Annotated in this window: 17 protein-coding genes; 9 read left to right on the top strand and 8 right to left on the bottom strand. The window is 74.7% G+C overall.

Going from position 1 to position 18,148, the window contains the following annotated elements:
- The first annotated feature begins 15 nt into the window (after window positions 1-15).
- Window positions 16-729 (top strand): polyamine aminopropyltransferase, encoded by a 714-nt coding sequence (locus tag ACY34I_RS18865; protein WP_462756295.1) that lies wholly within the window; start codon window positions 16-18, stop codon window positions 727-729.
- 69 nt (window positions 730-798) lie between these two features.
- Here the strand turns inward: ACY34I_RS18865 and ACY34I_RS18860 are convergent, their stop codons facing one another.
- Window positions 799-4,038, bottom strand: coding sequence for a heavy metal translocating P-type ATPase (locus ACY34I_RS18860; RefSeq protein ID WP_462756294.1), 3,240 nt, complete (start codon window positions 4,036-4,038; stop codon window positions 799-801).
- A gap of 217 nt (window positions 4,039-4,255) precedes the next feature.
- Between ACY34I_RS18860 and ACY34I_RS18855 the strand changes: the two genes are divergently transcribed.
- The 3 genes from ACY34I_RS18855 to ACY34I_RS18845 all read left to right on the top strand — a co-directional run bounded on the left by ACY34I_RS18855 (window position 4,256) and on the right by ACY34I_RS18845 (window position 8,793).
- Window positions 4,256-4,453 (top strand): heavy-metal-associated domain-containing protein, encoded by a 198-nt coding sequence (locus ACY34I_RS18855; RefSeq protein WP_462756293.1) that lies wholly within the window; start codon window positions 4,256-4,258, stop codon window positions 4,451-4,453.
- Window positions 4,454-4,473: 20 nt separating this feature from the next.
- Window positions 4,474-5,544 carry a flavin-containing monooxygenase gene (locus ACY34I_RS18850; RefSeq protein ID WP_462756292.1) on the top strand — a complete coding sequence of 357 codons (1,071 nt, stop codon included), beginning with the start codon at window positions 4,474-4,476 and terminating at the stop codon, window positions 5,542-5,544.
- Window positions 5,545-5,769: 225 nt separating this feature from the next.
- The gene (locus tag ACY34I_RS18845; protein WP_462756291.1) at window positions 5,770-8,793 is read left to right on the top strand and encodes an AfsR/SARP family transcriptional regulator; all 3,024 of its coding nucleotides are present in this window, start codon (window positions 5,770-5,772) and stop codon (window positions 8,791-8,793) included.
- A 103-nt stretch (window positions 8,794-8,896) separates the two neighbouring features.
- Here ACY34I_RS18845 and ACY34I_RS18840 read toward each other — a convergent pair whose 3' ends face one another.
- From ACY34I_RS18840 to ACY34I_RS18825, 4 genes are all read right to left on the bottom strand, one after another.
- Window positions 8,897-9,469 (bottom strand): TIGR03086 family metal-binding protein, encoded by a 573-nt coding sequence (locus tag ACY34I_RS18840; protein ID WP_462756290.1) that lies wholly within the window; start codon window positions 9,467-9,469, stop codon window positions 8,897-8,899.
- On the bottom strand, window positions 9,456-9,881 hold the full coding sequence (locus tag ACY34I_RS18835) for an SRPBCC family protein (RefSeq protein ID WP_462756289.1): 426 nt from the start codon (window positions 9,879-9,881) through the stop codon (window positions 9,456-9,458). The genes ACY34I_RS18840 and ACY34I_RS18835 overlap by 14 nt, the downstream gene beginning before the upstream one ends.
- Window positions 9,871-10,251, bottom strand: coding sequence for an ArsR/SmtB family transcription factor (locus ACY34I_RS18830; RefSeq protein WP_462756338.1), 381 nt, complete (start codon window positions 10,249-10,251; stop codon window positions 9,871-9,873). Before ACY34I_RS18830 ends, ACY34I_RS18835 begins: the two co-directional genes overlap by 11 nt.
- Before the next feature lie 127 nt (window positions 10,252-10,378).
- Window positions 10,379-10,627 carry a heavy-metal-associated domain-containing protein gene (locus ACY34I_RS18825; protein WP_462756288.1) on the bottom strand — a complete coding sequence of 83 codons (249 nt, stop codon included), beginning with the start codon at window positions 10,625-10,627 and terminating at the stop codon, window positions 10,379-10,381.
- A gap of 139 nt (window positions 10,628-10,766) precedes the next feature.
- On the opposite strand from ACY34I_RS18825, the gene ACY34I_RS18820 reads away from it, so the two are divergent.
- The 4 genes from ACY34I_RS18820 to ACY34I_RS18805 all read left to right on the top strand — a co-directional run bounded on the left by ACY34I_RS18820 (window position 10,767) and on the right by ACY34I_RS18805 (window position 14,802).
- Entirely contained in the window at window positions 10,767-10,898 is a 132-nt protein-coding gene (locus ACY34I_RS18820; protein WP_462756287.1) for a hypothetical protein, read from the top strand.
- A gap of 32 nt (window positions 10,899-10,930) precedes the next feature.
- The gene (locus ACY34I_RS18815; protein WP_462756286.1) at window positions 10,931-11,710 is read left to right on the top strand and encodes an ABC transporter ATP-binding protein; all 780 of its coding nucleotides are present in this window, start codon (window positions 10,931-10,933) and stop codon (window positions 11,708-11,710) included.
- 1 nt (window position 11,711) lies between these two features.
- A complete protein-coding gene (locus tag ACY34I_RS18810) occupies window positions 11,712-14,240 on the top strand; it encodes an FtsX-like permease family protein (RefSeq protein ID WP_462756285.1) in 2,529 nt (842 codons plus the stop codon).
- A gap of 61 nt (window positions 14,241-14,301) precedes the next feature.
- Entirely contained in the window at window positions 14,302-14,802 is a 501-nt protein-coding gene (locus tag ACY34I_RS18805) for an N-acetyltransferase family protein (RefSeq protein ID WP_462756284.1), read from the top strand.
- A 91-nt stretch (window positions 14,803-14,893) separates the two neighbouring features.
- Here ACY34I_RS18805 and ACY34I_RS18800 read toward each other — a convergent pair whose 3' ends face one another.
- From ACY34I_RS18800 to ACY34I_RS18790, 3 genes are all read right to left on the bottom strand, one after another.
- Entirely contained in the window at window positions 14,894-15,289 is a 396-nt protein-coding gene (locus tag ACY34I_RS18800; RefSeq protein ID WP_462756283.1) for a hypothetical protein, read from the bottom strand.
- An 84-nt stretch (window positions 15,290-15,373) separates the two neighbouring features.
- The gene (locus ACY34I_RS18795) at window positions 15,374-16,084 is read right to left on the bottom strand and encodes a DNA alkylation repair protein (protein WP_462756282.1); all 711 of its coding nucleotides are present in this window, start codon (window positions 16,082-16,084) and stop codon (window positions 15,374-15,376) included.
- 87 nt (window positions 16,085-16,171) lie between these two features.
- The gene (locus ACY34I_RS18790) at window positions 16,172-17,494 is read right to left on the bottom strand and encodes a radical SAM protein (RefSeq protein ID WP_462756281.1); all 1,323 of its coding nucleotides are present in this window, start codon (window positions 17,492-17,494) and stop codon (window positions 16,172-16,174) included.
- 180 nt (window positions 17,495-17,674) lie between these two features.
- On the opposite strand from ACY34I_RS18790, the gene sodN reads away from it, so the two are divergent.
- Window positions 17,675-18,079, top strand: coding sequence for a superoxide dismutase, Ni (gene sodN / locus ACY34I_RS18785; RefSeq protein WP_148798036.1), 405 nt, complete (start codon window positions 17,675-17,677; stop codon window positions 18,077-18,079).
- The last annotated feature ends 69 nt before the right edge of the window (window positions 18,080-18,148 follow it).

Here is an 18,148-nt window from a genome sequence, read left to right as displayed (position 1 = left end):
GGAGAGGATCACCCGGTGGGCGCGCGATTCGAAGAACTGGCCTGGCGGGAGACCCCGATCGGCGAGCTGAGCCTGCGGCGGCGCCGCGAGCCCTCGCTCGACGTCGACGTGTACGAGGTGAAGCTCGACGACGAGTACCTGATGTCCAGCCTGTTCCCGGTCGCGGAGATCGAGCTCGCCCGGCTCGGGCTGGCCCCGCTGGCCGGGGACGCCCTGGACGTGGTGGTGGGCGGCCTGGGGCTCGGCTACACGGCGCGGACCGCGCTGGAGGACCCGCGGGTCCGGTCCCTGCTGGTGGTCGAGGCGATCGAGGACGTGATCGACTGGCACCGGCAGGACCTGCTGCCGTTCGCCGCCGGGCTGGCCGCCGACCCGCGTACCCGGTTCGTCCGGGCGGACTTCTTCGCGGCGGTCGCCAGCGGCGCGGGCTTCGACCCGGAGTCGCCGGGCCGGCGGTTCCACGCGGTGCTGCTCGACGTGGACCACTCGCCGCGTCAGGTGCTGCACCCCAGCCACGCCGCCTTCTACACGGTGGACGGGCTGCGGCGGCTCGCCGCGCTGCTGCACCGCGACGGCGTCTTCGCGCTCTGGTCGAACGACCCGCCCGACCCGGCGTTCCAGCGGGTGCTGACCGCGGTGTTTCCGACCTCGGTGGCGCACGTCGTCCGTTTCCCCAACCCGCTGCAGCGCCGGGAGGCCGCGAACACCGTCTACGTGGCCCGGCACTGACCGGCCCGCCCCGGGGCGGATGGCGGGCGGCTCCCGGCCGGGCACGCCGGGAGCCGCGGGGGCGGACGATCAGCGGGCGTCGACGGTGAACGGGACGGTGATCACGTGGCCATCGGCGAGGCGGAACTGCCCCCAGAGCCGGTAGCGGCCCGGGCGCGGGAAGTCGACGTGCAGGTCCAGGTCCGGCCCGTAGGTCTGGCCGGGCAGGGCGAACACCGGGCGGCCGTCGGCGTCCTCGGTCTCGGCGTGCTCGTGGGCGAAGCTGTCACCCGCCGCCGACATGATCACCACGTGTCCGGCGGCGGCGAGGTACGGCCGCAGCCCGGTCACCGGCCAGCCGGTGACGGCGTCGGCGAAGCGGTAGGTGAAGCGGCTGCCGCCGACCTTCGCGCTCCCGTCCAGGGTCACCCGGACGCCGTCGACGACCTGCTGCCGCCCGGACACCGTCGCCGGCTGGTGGATGACCTCGGCCGGGTCGCCGACCGCCACGTCGTGCCGCTGCAGCACGTCGGTCAGCTCGCCCTTGCGGCGGAACTCGGTGTGCAGGAGGTAGCGCCCGGGGGTGGGGAAGGTAAGCGTGACGTCGAACTCGCCGGGCCGGCCCGCTGGCTGCGGGTGGACGTGCGCGAAGCTGGCCAGGTCGTCGCGGACGGCGATCAGGTGCATCCACGCCTCGTGGCTGCGCCCCACGTCGCGGATCGGCCGGCCAGTCTCGGCGTCGGTGATCCGGACCCGCACGGTGGTGGGCCGGCCGGGCAGCACCTCGGCGGGCATCCGCAGGTCGACCCGGACGCCGGCGTCGGCGGCGGGCACTGGTTCCGTCTCGGCGGTCATCATGGTGCTCATCGCCGGCCGCATCGGCATGCCGGTGCCCTGTGTCCAGGCCAGCACCCCGTTCATGCCCCGTGCGGCGGTGTCGGTACGGCTCAGCGCGGTGAAGCCGGCGCCCACGGCGAGCGCGAGCGCGGCCACCCCGGACAGGTACGCCCACTCGCCGAGCCGGGTGCCCAGCCGGGGCCGCAGCGCGGCGGCGGTCTCCGGGCGGCGGAAGCGGCGCAGCCGCAGCGCGTTGGTGACCACGCTGACCGAGCTCATCGCCATCGCGGCGGCGGCCAGCGACGGGTCGAGCAGGATCCCCCAGGCCGGGTGGAGCACCCCGGCGGCCACCGGGATGAGCAGCAGGTTGTAGCCGAACGCCCAGCCCAGCCCCTGCTTGATCGTGGTGACCGTACGCCGGGACAGCGCGATGGCCGAGACGATGCCGCGCAGGTCGCCGCCGACCAGGGTGATGTCGGAGGCCGCGATGGCCACGTCGGTGCCGGTGCCGATGGCGACGCCCAGGTCGGCGCGGGCCAGCGCGGGCGCGTCGTTGATGCCGTCGCCGACCATCGCCACCACCGCGCCGCGCTCCTGCAGGGCGGCCACCCGGGCGGCCTTCTCCTCGGGCCGGACTTCGGCGATCACGTGCGCGATGCCGACCTCGCGGGCGACCACCTCGGCGGTGACCTGGTTGTCACCGGTCAGCATCCACACCTCCAGGCCGAGCGCCCGGAGCTGGGCGACCGCCTCCCGGGACTCGGGGCGCAGGGTGTCGGCCACCCCCACGACGCCGGCGAGTCGGCCGTCGAGGGCCACGTGCACGGGGGTGCCGCCGCGCGCCGCCACCGCGGCGGCCGCGTCCGCCAGCGGGGCGACGTCGACGCCGTGCCGCCGCAGCAGCGCGGGGTTGCCGATCAGCACCCGGCGGCCGGCCACCTCGGCCTCGACGCCGTGTCCGGGCAGCGCCGTGAAGGAGTCCGCCGTCGGTACGGCGAGGTCGCGGGCGCGGGCGTGTCGGACGATCGCCTCCCCGAGCGGGTGCTCGGAGCCGGTCTCGGCCGCCGCCGCGTACGCCAGCAGTTGGTCGGCGTCGACGCCGTCGGCGGCGTGCACCACGGTGACGTCGGGGCGGCCGCGGGTGAGCGTGCCGGTCTTGTCCAGCACCACCGTGGTGATCCGCCGGGCCTGCTCCAGCGCCTCGCCGCCGGAGATGAGGATGCCCAGCTCGGCGGCCTTGCCGGTGCCCACCATGATCGCGGTCGGGGTGGCCAGGCCGAGGGCGCAGGGGCAGGCGATGATGAGCACCGCGATCGCGGTGCCGATGCCGAAGGTCAGCCGCCCGTCGTCGGGTCCGGCGACGGCCCAGACGGCGAAGGTGAGCAGGGCCAGCCCGATCACCGCCGGGACGAACCAGGCGGAGACCGTGTCGACCAGCCGCTGCATCGGCGCCTTGGCGCCCTGGGCCTCGCGGACCAGCCGGACGATCTGGGCGAGGGTGGTGTCCTGGCCCACCGCGGTGGCCCGCAGCACCACCGAGCCGGTCCGGTTGACGGTCGAGCCGATGACCGCGTCCCCGACCGTCTTCGACACCGGCATGCTCTCGCCGGTCAGCATGCTCTCGTCCACCGTGGAGGCGCCCTCGGTGACCGTGCCGTCCACCGGCACCTTCTCGCCGGGGCGGACCCGGACCAGGTCGCCGACCACGACCGCGTCCACCGGGACCTCGGTCTCCACGCCGTCGCGCAGCACCCGGGCCGTGCGCGGCCGCAGCCCGAGCAGCGCGCCGATCGCGGCGCCGGTCTGCCGCCGGGCCCGGGCCTCCATCCACCGGCCGGTGAGCACCAGCGCGATGACCACCACGGAGATCTCGAAGTAGACGTGCAGCGGCAGGCCGAGCCGTTCGGCCGCCGCCGGCCAGAGCGTGACGAAGGCGCTGTAGGCGTACGCGACGGTGGTGCCGAGGGCGACCAGGGTGTGCATGTTGACGCCGCCGTGCCGGGCCGCCGCCCAGGCCGCCCGGTAGAAGGGCCGGCCCGCGCCGAACTGCACCACGGTCGCGACGACCAGCAGCGCCGGCATCAGCCAGTCCATCGCGTCGATGGACAGCGGCAGGTACATCAGCACCATCATGGCCAGCCCGGTGGCCAGGGTCAGCTGCCAGATCCGCTTGAGCCGGGTGACCTCCCGCTCCTCGGCCCGGACCCGCTCGGCGTCGTCGTCCGCGCTCTCGGCGGCCGGGACGTCCGGCCGGCGGGGCTCGTCAACCTGGACGGTGGCCGTGTAGCCGGCGCGCTCCACCGCCGCGGTCAGCGCCGGCGGGTTCACCCGGGCCGGGTCGTAGGCCACGGTCGCCGTCTCGGTCGCCAGGTTGACCTCGGCCCGCGCCACCCCCTCGACCCGGCTGAGCGCCCGTTCCACCCGCCGCACACAGGACGCACAGGTCATCCCGCCGATGTCCAGCGTGCCGGAGACGACCGTCGGTGTCGTCATCGCACTGCTCCTCTCGTACCGGGCGTCGCAGGCGCCCTGGCTGGTTGCCGCCCGTCGGGCGGCCGGTGACGCCACGCTCCCGGCCGCCGCTGTCCGCCCGCTGTCCGCGACCCGTCGGCCCCCTCCGGCGTACGCGACAGGGCGCGGACAGCGCCGGCCGGCACGGTTCGAGCTGCCGGGCCGCCACGGGGTGGCCCACCGAACGAAGGAGCGAACCGTGCCCCAGCTCGTGCTCTCCGTGCCGAAGATCAGCTGCGGCCGCTGCGTCGAGGCCATCCGGGAGGAGGTCGGCCTGGTCGCCGGCGTCCGGGCCGTGGTCGTCGACCTGGCCACCCGCACCGTCCGGGTCGACGGCGACGCCGACCGGGCCGCCGTCGTGGCCGCGATCGGCGAGGCCGGCCACCAGGTCGCCTGAGTGCGGGAGGAGGCGGACCGATGGACCTGGACACCGTGATCGTCGGCGGTGGTCAGGCCGGGCTGGCGCTCGGCCACCACCTACGCCGCGCCGGCGTGCCCTTCGCGATCCTCGACGCGCACGCCCGGGTGGGCGACGCCTGGCGGCAGCGCTGGGACTCGCTGGCCCTGTTCACCCCACGCCGGTTCTCCGCCGTGCCGGGCCTGCCGTTCCCCGGCGACCCGGACGGGCACCCCGGCAAGGACGAGGTGGCCGACTACCTCACCGCGTACGCCGCGCACTTCGACCTGCCGGTGCGGCTCGGCTGCCGGGTCACCTCGGTCCGCCCCGGCGTGGCGGGCGGCTTCACCGTCGACACGTCGACCGGAACGCTGCACGCCCAGCGCGTGGTGGTCGCCGCCGGGGCGTTCCACACGCCCCGGGTGCCGGAGGTGGCCCGCCGGCTCCGCGTCACCCAGCTGCACAGCAGCGCGTACCGCAACCCGGCGCAGCTGCCCGGCCCGGTCGTGGCGGTGGTCGGCGGCGGGAACACCGGGGTGCAGATCGCCGCCGAGCTCGCCGACCACGGCCGACGGGTGGTGCTGGCCGCCCCGGCGATCGGCCCGGTGCTGCCGCAGCGCTGGCTCGGCCGGGACATCTTCTGGTGGTTCTCCCGGCTGGGCACCATGCGGCTGAGCGCCGAGAGCCGGCTGGGTGGGCGGATCGCGGCGCAGAACCCGATCATCGGAAGCGACGTGGCCGGGCTGCTGCGGCGGGTCGACCGGGTCGGCCGGGTGGTGGACGCCGAGGGGGCCAGCCTGCTGCTGGCCGACGGCGGGCGCCGGCGGGTGGACGCGGTGGTCTGGGCGACCGGGTTCCGCCCGCACTACCCGTGGCTGGAGGTGCCGGTGCTGGACCCGGCCGGCGCGCCGGTGCAGCGGGCGGGCGTGACGGACTGGCCGGCGCTGTACTTCCTCGGCCTGCCCTGGCAGCGCGCCCGCGGCTCGGCGGTCCTCGGCTGGGTGGGTCGGGACGCCGAGGTGCTGGCCGCCCGGCTGGCCGCGGACCGGCGGCTGACGACGGCCCGGCCGGCGCCGGCCGTCCCGGCCTGAGCGGGCCGCCACCCGGCCGACGGGCCGCCCCGCCCGAGCGGGTCCCGACGTCCCGGCCCGGCAGGCGGCGCCCCCACCTGCCGCGGCCACGGCCGGCGGCGGGCAGCTCACCGCCTTTCGGCTGATCGGCCGAGGGCGGGCCGGGACGTACCATGGGCCCGCCCGGGCAGCCACCCGGCGATCGGGGCGGGCCCCAGGGCCGACGCCGCAGCGGACGGGAGTGCGATGAGAGGGGACAGCGGGCCCACGGTGAGCTTCGGGGTGCTCGGCACCGTCGAGCTCCGCGTGGCCGGCCGCCCCGCCACGCCGCTCGCCCCGGCGGTCCGGGCCCTGCTGGCCCGGCTGGTCCTCGCCGCGGGCCGGGTGGTCTCCGCCGACGCGCTGGCCGACGCGCTCTGGGGCGACCAGCCCCCGGCCGACGCCACGAACGCGCTGCAACTGCGGGTGTCCAAGCTGCGCCGGGCCCTGGCCGCCGCCGGGGCGGGCGGCGACCTGCTGGTCACCCGCGCCCCGGGCTACCAGCTCGCCGTCGCCCCCGACGCGGTCGACGCGTACCGCTTCGAACGGCTGCTGGAGCGGGCCCGCGCGAGCACCGACGCCGGGCCCGCCGCGCTGGCCTGCTTCGACGAGGCGCTGCGGCTGTGGCGCGGGCCGGCCCTGGCCGACGTCGGTGAGGCCGACTGGGCGCTGGCCGAGACCGCCCGGCTGGCGGAGCTGCGCCTCGGCGCGGTGGAGGACCGGCTGGAACTGCTCCTGGAGGCCGGCCGGCAGGCCGAGGCGGTGGCCGACCTGGAACGCCTGGTCGTCGCCCACCCGCTGCGCGAACGGCTGCACCGGCTGCTGATGCTGGCGCTCTACCGGGGCGGGCGGCAGGCCGAGGCGATCACCGCGTACCACGCGCTGCGGCACCGCCTCGCCGACGAGCTGGGCATCGACCCGGCACCCGAACTGCAGGCGCTCGCCGAGGCGATCCTGCGGCAGCAGGTCCCCGCCCCCGCCCCTTCGGCCCTGCCGGCGGCGCCGGCCGCCCAGCCCGTTGCCGGTGCGGCTGACCGGGGCGCCAGGCCGGAGACCGCGGCGACGGCTGCGCCGATTCCCGCCCCACGCGCAACCCGGCGCAACGACCTGCCGCGCCGGCTCGCCTCGGTCATCGGTCGCCAGGACGACGTGCAGCGGGTGCTGGACCGGCTGCGCGAGGCGCGGGTGGTGACGCTGACCGGCCCGGGCGGCGTCGGCAAAACCACCCTGGCGTTGGAGGCCGTACGCCGTGTCGACGCCGCCCTGGCCGACCGGCTGCACCTGGTCCGCCTGTCCGCCGTGCCGGCCGGGGCGGATCTCCCCGAGGCGGTCGCCGACCAGCTCGGCGTGGCCGCCGGCGGTCCGGGGCCGGCCGCCACCGCGGCGCTGGTCGCCTGGCTCGGCGACGACCGGGCGCTGCTGGTGGTCGACAACTGCGAGCACGTCATCGACGAGGTGGCCGAGCTGGTCGAGCAGCTGGTCGCGGCCTGCCCGGCGGTGACCGTGCTGACCACCAGCCGGGAGGCCCTCGCCGTACCCGGGGAGACCCAGCTCGCGGTGGCGCCGCTGGGCGTACCCGACGGGCCGGTCGATGTCGCGCGGCTCGGCGACAGCCCGGCGGTGGCCCTCTTCGTCGACCGCGCGCGGGCGGTCCGCCCCGGGTTCGTCCTCGACGAGGCGACCGCGCCGGTGGTGGCGGACATCTGCCGGCAGCTCGACGGCATGCCGCTGGCCATCGAGCTGGCGGCCGCCCGGGTGAAGGCGCTGCCGCCGGTGGAGATCGCGGCCCGGCTGCACGACCGCTTCGCGCTGCTCACGGCCGGGGCGCGGACCAGCGAGGCCCGGCACCGGACGCTGCGGGCCACCCTCGACTGGAGCCACGACCTGCTCACCGGGGCCGAGCGGCGGTTGCTGCGCCGGCTGGCCGTGTTCCGGGGTGGCTGGGACCTGACCGCCGCCGAGCGGGTCTGCGCGTTCGACGGCCTGGCCGCCGACGAGGTGCTCGACCTGCTCTTCCGGCTGGTCGACCGCTCCCTCGTGGTGCCGGACCCGGCCACCGGCCGGTTCCGGCTGCTGGTCACCATCCGGGAGTACGCCGCCGCCCGGCTCGCCGAGGCCGGCGAGACGGCCGCGGCCCGCGACCGGCACCTCACCCACTTCACCGAGCTGGCCGAACGGTACGGCCCGCACGCGCGGACCGACGCCGACGCCTGGGCGCGCCTGACCGAGGAGCACGACAACTTCCGGGCCGCCGTCGACCGTTGTCTGGAGCGGACGGACGGGGTCGACGTCGGCCTGCGGCTGGCCGACGCTCTCTTCCTGTTCTGGAACTACGGACCCCGGTACGAGGGGATCCGGGCGCTGACCGCGCTGCTCGCCACCGGCCAGGCCGCCCCGGCCGCCCGGGCCGCCGCCCTGCAGCGGATCGGCCAGCTCGGCGTCTACTACCCCACGGCACAGACCCGGGCCGCCGCGCGGGAGAGCCTGGTGGAGTTCGAGCGCTTGGGCGACCGGGTCAACACGGCGGTGTCCCGGCTGGTCGTCGCCTGGGAGGGTCAGTACGACGGTGACCCGGACCGCTACCGGGCGATGGTCGCGCAGGCCCGCCGCGAGCGCGGCGAGACCGACGATCCCTGGTGGCACGGGACGGTCTGCTACGTCGAAGCCCTGCTGGACCTGCGCACCGGCGCCTTCGCCCGGTCCGCCGAGCAGTGGCGGCGCAGCCTCGACCTCACCCGGCAGGCCGGGGACCGCCTCCTGCCGGCCGGCATCCTGGCGCACCTCGGCATCGCGCTGCGCGAGGCCGGCCGGCCCGACGAGGCGATCGCCGTCCTCGAGGAGGCGGCGGCAGAGACCCGGCGCAACCCGTCCCCGCACGCGCTGGCCTTCACCCTCGTGCAGCTGGCGCACACCCGGCTGGACCGCCGCGAGGTCGACGGCGTGCCGGCGATGCTCGCCGAGGCGGCGGAGACGGCCCGCCGCAGCGGCAACCCGCGCTGCCAGGCCTGGGCCGCCTGGGGCCGGGCGCGGATCGCGTACGCCGGCGGCGACGCGACCACCGCGGCGGACCAGTGCCGGCGGGCGGTGCAACTGCTCGAGGAGCGCGAATTCCCGTGGGCCCGGCTCCGGCTCTGGTCGTTGGCCGCCGAGGCGGCGGCCGACGCCGGGCGGCAACAGGAGGCCGACGCGGCCCGGCAGGCGGCGGCAGCCCTGGCTCCGGCAGGCCGCTGAAACGCCCACCCCCGGATGCCGGGCGTTTCAGCGGGGCGGCCCCGGTCCGGTCAGCGCCATCCGTCGATGGCGGCTAGGTGGACGCCAGCTTCCGGCGTGCGGCTCACCGCTGCGCCCAGAACGGGTCCCGGCCGATGAAACCCAGCATTCTGGTCTGGGTGTCGGCACCGACGGGCACCGCCACTCGGGGGCCGTACTGGCCGGAGGAGCGGATGACCTGCTCCATCTGCTCCATCTCACCGAGCAGTTGCGCGCAGAAGTCGGGGTCCAGCCGGTCGTCCTGGCCGGTGGCCCGGGCGAGATCCCAGGTGTGCATGAACACGTCGGCGGTGTAGAACCGGTCGATCGCGGTCGCCAGCGGCAGGCGGCCGATGTGCGGGTTAATGAGTTCGCGGTGCGCCGTCTCCGGATCGTCCAGCACCGCCTGCACACCGTCGCAGTGAACCTGCCACGCGGCGACCGGGTCCTCGTCCACCGACGGTCCACGGGGCAGTTCGACGCCAGCGCCGGAGGCAAGAAACCCGGGGAACCATTCGGCCAGGTGACGCACGACGTCGCGGGCGGCCCAGTCAGCAACCGGGGATGGCGTGTCCCAGGACCGGGCACCGCGGACCCGATCGGTGAACAGCCCGGCAACCTGCCGGTGTCGCTCGGCTGGGCGGTCAGACAAGGCCATCGATGAGCATCCTCTCCAGCTTCGCGTAACCCTCGTTGACCCCGACCTCCATGCCGCTGCGCAGCCACGCGTCGCGGCCCTCGAAGCTGTCAACCAGCGACTGGGTCCGCAGCCGCGTACGGCCGTCGCCCAGGTCCTCGAACCACAACGTCTCCAGCGCGACGCCGTCGGGATCGCCGTCGAACGTGAAGGTCTGCACGATCCGGTCCGGCCGTACCTCGTGGAAGCAGCCATGGAACCCGTACTCCGAGCCGTCGTGCACCGAGACGTACCGCCAGCTGCCGCCGGTACGCGCATCCCAGTGCTCGATCCGGGTGGCCAGGGCGGTAGGGCCGACCCACCGGGCGAACAACGCGGGATCGGTGTGGGCGCGGAACAGTTGCTCGGGCGTTGCCGCGAAGTCACGAGTCATCCGGATGACCGGCAGCCTCGGGTCGGCTTCGATGACTGTCTCCGTGATCCTGTTCATGCTCGTCGCTCTCCATCTCCGCCAGGACGGCGTCGAGGCGGCGGTAGCGCTGCTCGACGCGGCTCCGGTGGCGCTCGATCCAGGTGTCCATCAGGTCGAAGGCCTGGACCTCCAGGCGCACCGACCGGGGCTGCGGCCCGCGCGGTCGGCTGACGAGCCCGGCGTCCTCGAGCACCCGCAGGTGCTTGTAGACGGCCTGCAACGTCATCCGGTACGGCTCGGCCAACTGGCTCACCGTCGCGTCGCCCTCCGAGAGCCGGGCGACCATGTCGCGCCGGGTCGGATCAGCGAGAGCGGCGAAGGCTCGGGACAGCGCGTCCGTGGCATCCCCCTCAATTCCAACCCGGTGGTTGAAAGGACCGTAGAACGCGGGTCACCCACCCGTCAACCCTGTGGTTGAAAGCGCAGCTCCATGCCGTGCGTCAGCCGACGACGGGCCGCTAGTCGAGGCGGCGGCACTCCGGGCCGGCGGGACAGACCGTCAGTCCGGCCCGGTGCAGGGCGGCCGGGTCGACCTCGCCGCCCACGCGCAGCAGGCCGGCGTCGCCGTCGAACTCCAGCGACACCACGCCGGGCAGGTCACTGACCCGCCGGCTGACCGCGCGCACGCAGCGCCGGCAGATCCCGGGCGGCAGCGCCACCGTCACCACCCGCGTCCGGTCCGCGGCGGGGTCGTTCCGTTCCACCATGCCCGCCAGCCTGGCCGTGGCCGCTGGCGGCGACCTGTCCATCCGCTGTCCGCCCCGGCCGGATCGACGGCCAGCGTCCGGACAGCGCGACCCGCGACTCTCCACCTGTCACCGATCCGCACCTGACCGAGGAGTCGCCATGAACCACCTGCTCGCCGCCGACCTGATCCAGCTGGAGCGCGCCGAGTTGGTCCGCCGGCTGCGCCGCGACCGGCACGCCGCCGCCGTACGCGCCACGCGCACCCCGCTGCGCCGCCGGATAGCCCGCTGAGCCGCCCACCCCGAACCCACCGGAGAGCCACCATGACCACGAACACCCTGAAACCGCCCACCTCGACCACCGTCGCCGTGCAGGCCCGGGACGTCGTACGCACCTACGGTCGCGGCGCCGCCGCCGTCCGCGCCCTCGACGGCGCCACCGTGTCCATCCCGGCCGGCCGGTTCACCGCGATCATGGGCCCGTCCGGGTCCGGCAAGTCGACGCTCATGCACGCGCTGGCCGGCCTGGACACCGTCGACGCCGGGCAGATCCTGCTCGGCGGGACGGACCTCGGCCAGCTCAGCGAGCGGCAGCGCACCCTGCTGCGCCGGGACCGGGTCGGCTTCGTCTTCCAGTCCTTCAACCTGGTGCCGACCCTGACCGCGCGGGAGAACATCGTGCTGCCGCTCACCCTGGCCGGTCGCCGGCCCGACCCCGAGCGCCTGGCCCACCTGGTGGCCACCCTCGGCCTGACGGACCGGCTGCGGCACCGGCCCGGGGAACTCTCCGGCGGTCAGCAGCAGCGGGTCGCCGTGGCCCGGGCACTGATCACCCGTCCCGAGATCGTGTTCGCCGACGAGCCGACCGGAAACCTGGACTCGTCGGCGGCCGAGGCGCTGCTCGGCTTCCTGCGCCAGGCCGTCGACGACCTCGGACAGACCATCGTGATGGTCACCCACGACCCGCACGCCGCCGCGTACGCCGACCGGGTGGTGTTCCTCGCCGACGGCCGGATCGACGGCGAACTCGACGCACCGACCGTGCCGGCCGTCCTGTCCCGCATGGCGCGGCTGGCCGCGCCCGCCACCACGGGAGCGAACTGACATGTGGCGCCTGACTCTGCGTACCACCCTCGCGCGCCGGGCGCGGCTGGCCCTGACCCTGCTCGCGGTCGTCCTCGGCGTCACCTTCGCCACCGGCGGCCTGGTCCTCACCGACACCTCCGCCCGGCTGCTCGACGACCAGTTCCGCACCGCGACCGCCGGCGTCGACCTGACCGTGCGGGACGCGGTCGCCTTCGACTCCGCGATGGGCGTCGAGGTCGCCCGGGACCCGCTCCCGGCCGACCTGCCGGCGCGGATCGCCGCAATGTCCGGGGTGGCCGCGGCGCAACCGCTGGTCCGCGGCCAGGGCCTGCTGGAGGTGGCCGGCACGCCGGTCGTGCCGAGCGGCGCGTCCGTGCTGGCCTCCTGGGCGCCGGCCCCGACCGGCTCGTTCACCATCCGCAGCGGCCGGCCGCCAGCCTCAGCCGACGAGGTGGTGGTCAACGAGGACACCGCCCGCGGTCACCGCGTCCGGCTCGGCGACACCGTCACCGTCCGGGCGACCGAGACCGCCCGGCTGCGGGTGGTGGGGCTGGCCGGATTCGGTGACCGGGGCGGCCTGCCGAACAGCACGGTCGCCCTGGTCACCCTCCCGTCGGCGCAGCGCCTGCTCCGGCTCGGCGCCGGCGTCTCCGAGGTGGCGGTCGTGGCCGCACCCGGCGTCGCCCCCGACGACCTGCGCGACCGGATCAGCGCCGCCGTCGGCGCCGACTACGAGGTCGCCGCGAGCCGGGACATCGCGGCGGCCGGCGCGGCGGCCGCCCGGGACCAGCTGAGCTGGCTCCAGCTGGTCCTGCTCGCCCTGGCCGGCGCAGCCCTGCTGGTCGGCGCGTTCCTGATCGCCAACACGTTCTCCATCGTGGTCACCCAGCGGACCCGGGAACTCGCCCTGCTCCGGGCCGCCGGCGCGACGGGCGGGCAGGTGCTGCGCTCGGTGCTCGGCGAGGCGCTGCTGGTCGGGCTCACCGCCTCGGCCGTCGGGCTCGCGCTCGGCGTCGCCGCCGCCACCGGCATCCGGGGGCTGGCCCGGGCGTTCGGCGTACCGCTGCCGGAGGGTGGGCTGGTGCTGACCGGCCGTACCGTGCTGGTGGCCTTCGCCGTCGGCGTCCTCGTCACGGTCGCCTCGGCGGTCGGTCCGGCGCGGCGCGCGTCGGCGGTGGCGCCGGTGGCGGCGCTGCGGCAGGCGGCGGCCGCCCGTACCGGACGGTTCCGGGTCGTGGCCGGCGCGCTGGCCGCCGTCGCGGGCCTGGCCGCCACGGCGGCGGTGCTCGCCGCGGACGCCCCGGTCCCGCTGCTCGGCGTGGCCGCGCTGGGCGCCGTCGGCGGTCTCGCGCTGCTCGGTCCGGCGCTCACCCCCACCCTGGTACGCCTCGTCGGCCGGCCGCTGGCCGCCGCCGGCGTGAGCGGCCGGCTGGCCACCGACTCGGCGGCCCGCACCCCGCGCCGGACCGCGGCGACCGCCCTGGCGCTGGCTCTGGGGCTCGCGCTGATCAGCTACATGGCCGTCCTCGGCACCTCGGTCAACAGCTCGGTGCGGCAGTCCTACGCCGAGGTGATCACCGCCGATCACGTGGTGGAGAGCGCCCGCAACGAGATGCTGGGTGGCCTCTCCCCCGCCGTGTACGACCGGGTCAGCCGGCTGCCCGAGGTCGCGGTCGCGTCCCGGCTGCGCTACGGCCACTGGCGCGACGGGGACGCCACCCGCGCCCTCACCGCCGTGGACCCGGCGACGCTGCCCCGGGTGGCGAACCTGCACTTCACCGCCGGCAACCTGGCGGCGCTGGACGGCGGCGGGATCGTGCTCGCCGAGCACGTGGCCCGGGACCGGGGCCTGGCCGTCGGGGACGAGTTGCCCATGACGTTCTCCCGCGCCGGCACGCGCAGCCTGCCCGTGGTGGGCCTGCTGCGGGACGGGGACGCCCGGGCGCTGTCCACCGACTACCTCATCGCGCTGGACACCTTCGCCCGGCTCTACAGCGAGGAGATGGACGCGAGCGTGCTGATCCGCACCGCCAGCGGCACGGACCGGGCCGCCGCCGAGCGGGCGATCAAGGCGGCCCTGGCCGACACCCCGACCGCGCAGCTACGCGACCAGGCCGCCGCGGTCGCCGGCCGGACCCAGATGATCGACCAGGTGCTCGGCCTGGTGACGGTGCTGCTGATGCTGGCCGTGCTGATCGCCCTGCTGGGCATCACCAACACCCTCGCCCTGTCGATCACCGAACGCACCGCCGAGATCGGGCTGCTCCGCGCGGTCGGCATGACCCGCCGGCAGCTGGGCTGGATGATCCGGGCCGAGGCGGTGCTGGTCGCCGCGCTGGCCAGCGTCCTGGGGATCGTGCTGGGGGCCGGCTTCGCCGCCGCCACGGTCCGCGCGCTGGGCCGCGACGCCCCGACCGTGCTGGCCGTGCCGACCGGCCGGCTGCTGCTCGTGCTGGCCGTCGCCCTGGTCGCCGGCCTGCTCGCCGGGCTGCTGCCGGCCCGCCGCGCCGCCCGGCTGGACGTCCTCGCCGCTATCGGCACGCCCTGACCCGTCACCCCGGGTGGCGCCGGCCTCGCGCCGGCGCCACCCATCGTGTAAGGAGTAGACCATGACAGAAGCCGTTACCATCCGCCCGGCCGGCCCGGCCGACGCCAGCACCGTGGACACCCTGGTCCGGGAGATCGCCGCGCACGAGGGCGACACCGCGCACGTCACCGTCACCGCTGCCCGCTGGGCCGAACTGCTCGGCCGAGCCGACGTCACCGTCCTGCTCGCCGAGCGGGCCGGGGAGCCGCTCGGCTACGTCTCCGCGCTGCGCCGCGTACACCTGTGGTCCGGGCGGGACATCCTCGCGCTGGACGACCTGTGGGTCCGGGCGTCCGCCCGGGACGCCGGGGTGGGGCGGGCACTGATGCTCGCGCTGGCCCGTACCGCGGCCGAGGACGGGCTCGTCATCCGCTGGGAGGTCAAGCCGGACAACGCTGGGGCGCAGCGGTTCTACCAGCGGCTCGGTGCGGGGCTGTACACCAAGGTGATCGCCGGCTGGCGCCCCGACAGCTACCTGCCGCTGCTGTCGCCGGAGGCCGACGGAGCAACGACGCCGGCGTAGGTGCTGGCGGGCTGGTGGTGGCCGGCGGAGCGCGTCCGGCCACCACCGGCGACGAGGAGCCGGATCGCAATCACCCGCGGTGGCGCTCAGGTCACCGGAGCCGTCGAGGCTCCTCGGTGGCTCGTGACGTGCGAGGGAACGCCCGGTTGACGGCGATGCGGGCGAGCCAGCCGAGAGCGGCGGTGAAGAGCGGCGGCCACACGATCGGCCCGAAGGAGTAGACGACCAGCACCACGAGCGGAATCCACACCCGGTGCACGGCCTGGTAGAGCAGCCCTGGCGGACGAAGGCCGGCGAGCCGCGCCAGGTCGGGCAGCGCGAAGAACGCCAGCGCGGCGACTGTGGTCGCCAGGCCGTACTTGAGGCTCTCGAAGATCGCGAACGCGACGAGGAACAGCGCGAGCGCCGACCACCCGACCCGTCGCAGTCCACTGCCGACTCGGGAGCTGGACTGCGATGCGGGGCGGTGCGCTTCCTCCGTCGTCACGTGCGAAGCGTAGCTTCGGGATCATCGCTGTCACGAGCCCCAGGCGTGCCGCCCGCCGGCACGGAGACGGCGAGCAGCGACCAGCTACACCAGGCCGGAGAGGTACTCCCTACGTCGCTGCGGTGCGAACTTCTCGATCGCGTACCGCAGCATGACCCGGGGCATGGCCCGGTAGCGTCGGGCCAGGAACTCCTCCGCCGCTGCCCGGTCACGGTTGCCCACCTCGCGCAGCATCCAGCCCACCGCCTTGTGGACGAGGTCGTGCGGGTCGCCCAGGAGCCGGTCACTGAGCCGGAAGGTCCACTGGAAGTCGCCGGCCTTGATGAAGGCCAGAGTCGCCATGATGGCGATCCGCCGATCCCACAGCAGGCTCGACTCCGCCAACCGGTTCAGCACGCTCCGGTCCTTGTCGATCAGCCAGGGGCCGACGATGTACGGCGCGGACGAGTCCACCAGGTCCCAGTTGTTGATGCGGTCGGTGTTGGCCAGGACGATGCCGAAGATCCGGCCCCGTTCCTCCTCGTCTCCCTTGGTGAACTTCCGCACCAGGATGAAGAGGGACGTCAGCCTCTCCTCGTGCACGCCGCTCGTCAGCAGCTCCGCCGTTTCGGCCAGGGGGAGGTCGCGCCAGTAGCGGCCGGCCACCCTGCGCTGTTCCGGCACGGGGACGCCGATGGCGTGGTCGCCCTCGCCGTACCCGCCCGGAACCATCTGCAGATACCGGCTCACTCCCTCGGCCCGACGCGGGTCGGCGAGGCTGGCGAGTTCGTGCCGGACGTCGTCGGTCGTGGCCATCACTGTGCAACCTACCGCCGGCTCCATCCCTGACGCCGAGCCGGCCCACGCCGAGCGGCCCTGGGCCCGCGACCAGGCGGCCGCGGGCTAGGCCCGGTCCGCTTCGGGTTCGCCGGGGAGACTGTCCATGAACGAGCTGACCGAGAAGACCGCTCGCCCAGGGCCGGCCGGGCCGTAACCAGGCGGGCTGGACAGGCCGTTGGCCTCCATCACCGCCCGGTACACCTCCAGCAACCGGACGTGGTATTCCAGCGGCGCGCCCTGCGGGTTGGTCCGGCCGAGCGGCGTCGTCGGCTCCGGGCACCAGGTGGTGAACCGCGGCGTGATGCCGCGGGACATGAAGTACTGCAGGCCCTCGGCCGTGGAGTCGATCGCCTCGTCCACGGTCGTGAAGCCGTGCGGGGCGGCCATCTCGACGCCGGCCACGAAGTTCGGGATGACGTTGCGCGGGCCGAAGACCTCGGCGGAGTCGAGGATGCGACGGTGCCACTCCTCGCGGCCGACGTAGCGCTCCTTGCCGGGGCAGTAGAGCTCGAACAGCCGCTTGTCCCACACCTCATAGTTGGGGTGGTAGATCTGGATCCCGTAGTCGCGGAAGCGCTGCACGTCGGCGCGGGGCAGGGCCTGGGCGACGACCTTGCCGATCCACCGGCCCGGGAAGCGTTCCTCGATCGCCTGGGCGTACCGGCCGTAGAAGTCCGCTTCGGCCAGCCCCCCGACGTGGGAGGTGATGCTGCCGCCGGTGAGGGTGTATGCCTGGGAGGCCTTCTCGGTGTCGTGCTTGTCGATGATCGCCAGGGCCTCGAGGACCTCGTCGACCGGCTTGACCCCGGTGTACGGGCGACCGGCCGCCTTGTGCTGGCGCCAGTTGTGGTTGATGTCGCAGTACTGGCACTCCTCCTTGGCGCCGAAGTACTGGCAGACCCGGAAGGCGGTCAGATAGATCAGGTAGCCCCACTGGATGGTCGGGGCGACCTCCATGACCGATTTGCCGTTGGCGAGGGTGTGCCGGTAGTAGTCCGGCATCGGCGGGAGCCCGACCTCGGCGATCGGCCGGTCGTCCAGGAACAGGCGCAGCCGTCCCTCGTCGTCGCTCTTGACCCGGTACGGCGAGCCGGGGTTGGTGCGGACCGAGACCACGGTGCGGCGCAGCCCGTACGGCCCGCCGGTGAGCACGATCTCCTCCGGCGGCCGCCGCAGCGCGGCAGTGCCCAGCTCAGGCAGCGTGCGGTGGTCGAAGGAGAAGATGAAGTACGACTTCGGCTTGACGTCGCCGTGCTCGTTGTCGGTCAGGGCCGAGTCGTCGAAGGCCAGACCGCCGCGCAGCAGGTCCTCCTTGATGACCGCCTCGCGCGGCACGTGCGGGAAACGGCTCATCAGGTCTTCGACGAGATCGGTACGCGCTGCCATGCACTCTCCTGAGCAGGGTTTTCGGACGGCCCCAACGGGTCACAGCATCCTTCAAGGTATCTCCCCCGCCCGCCCCGGGTCTTCCGACGGTGACGTGATCATGACCTCTCCATCTCGCGTTGACCTGAAGTGCGGTGGAGGTTTTAGCGTTCAGCAGTACCACTCGGAGAAAGGGAACCCATGCGACTGTCACGTTTGTTCACCCCGCGCACCGTGGTGAGCGCTCACTGCGACCTGCCGTGCGGGGTCTACGACCCGGCGCAGGCGCGCATCGAGGCCGAGTCGATCAAGGCGATCGCCGAGAAGTACCAGGCGAACGAGGACCCGGAGTTTCGTACCCGGGCTCTGATCATCAAGGAGCAGCGGGCCGAGCTCGTCAAGCACCACCTGTGGGTGCTGTGGACCGACTACTTCAAGGCGCCGCACTTCGAGAAGTACCCGCAGCTGCACAGCCTGTTCAACGAGGCGACCAAGCTGGCCGGCGCCGGCGGCGCGAAGGGTTCTCCGGACCCGGCCGTGGCCGAGCAACTGCTCGCGAAGATCGAGGAGATCTCGAAGATCTTCTGGGAGACCAAGCAGAGCTGACCGGCCCGGACCTGCCCCGGGTACGAGCCGGCGGAGCCCAGCACACGCGGCACTGCCCCGGCCCGTGCC

It is taken from the genome of Micromonospora sp. RTBAU3-60, assembly GCF_054963695.1.
This window is presented reverse-complemented; position numbering and strand designations above follow the sequence as displayed.

Excerpts from the sequence above, each read along its gene's own strand:
- ACY34I_RS18820 (WP_462756287.1), top strand. The coding sequence starts at position 10,767 with ATGAACCACCTGCTCGCCGCCGACCTGATCCAGCTGGAGCGCGCCGAG.
- ACY34I_RS18860 (WP_462756294.1), bottom strand. The coding sequence starts at position 4,038 with ATGACGACACCGACGGTCGTCTCCGGCACGCTGGACATCGGCGGGATG.
- ACY34I_RS18850 (WP_462756292.1), top strand. The coding sequence starts at position 4,474 with ATGGACCTGGACACCGTGATCGTCGGCGGTGGTCAGGCCGGGCTGGCG.
- ACY34I_RS18840 (WP_462756290.1), bottom strand. The coding sequence starts at position 9,469 with ATGGCCTTGTCTGACCGCCCAGCCGAGCGACACCGGCAGGTTGCCGGG.
- sodN (WP_148798036.1), top strand. The coding sequence starts at position 17,675 with ATGCGACTGTCACGTTTGTTCACCCCGCGCACCGTGGTGAGCGCTCAC.
- ACY34I_RS18795 (WP_462756282.1), bottom strand. The coding sequence starts at position 16,084 with ATGGCCACGACCGACGACGTCCGGCACGAACTCGCCAGCCTCGCCGAC.
- ACY34I_RS18825 (WP_462756288.1), bottom strand. The coding sequence starts at position 10,627 with ATGGTGGAACGGAACGACCCCGCCGCGGACCGGACGCGGGTGGTGACG.
- ACY34I_RS18815 (WP_462756286.1), top strand. The coding sequence starts at position 10,931 with ATGACCACGAACACCCTGAAACCGCCCACCTCGACCACCGTCGCCGTG.
- ACY34I_RS18835 (WP_462756289.1), bottom strand. The coding sequence starts at position 9,881 with ATGACTCGTGACTTCGCGGCAACGCCCGAGCAACTGTTCCGCGCCCAC.
- ACY34I_RS18810 (WP_462756285.1), top strand. The coding sequence starts at position 11,712 with ATGTGGCGCCTGACTCTGCGTACCACCCTCGCGCGCCGGGCGCGGCTG.
- ACY34I_RS18845 (WP_462756291.1), top strand. The coding sequence starts at position 5,770 with ATGAGAGGGGACAGCGGGCCCACGGTGAGCTTCGGGGTGCTCGGCACC.
- ACY34I_RS18790 (WP_462756281.1), bottom strand. The coding sequence starts at position 17,494 with ATGGCAGCGCGTACCGATCTCGTCGAAGACCTGATGAGCCGTTTCCCG.
- ACY34I_RS18805 (WP_462756284.1), top strand. The coding sequence starts at position 14,302 with ATGACAGAAGCCGTTACCATCCGCCCGGCCGGCCCGGCCGACGCCAGC.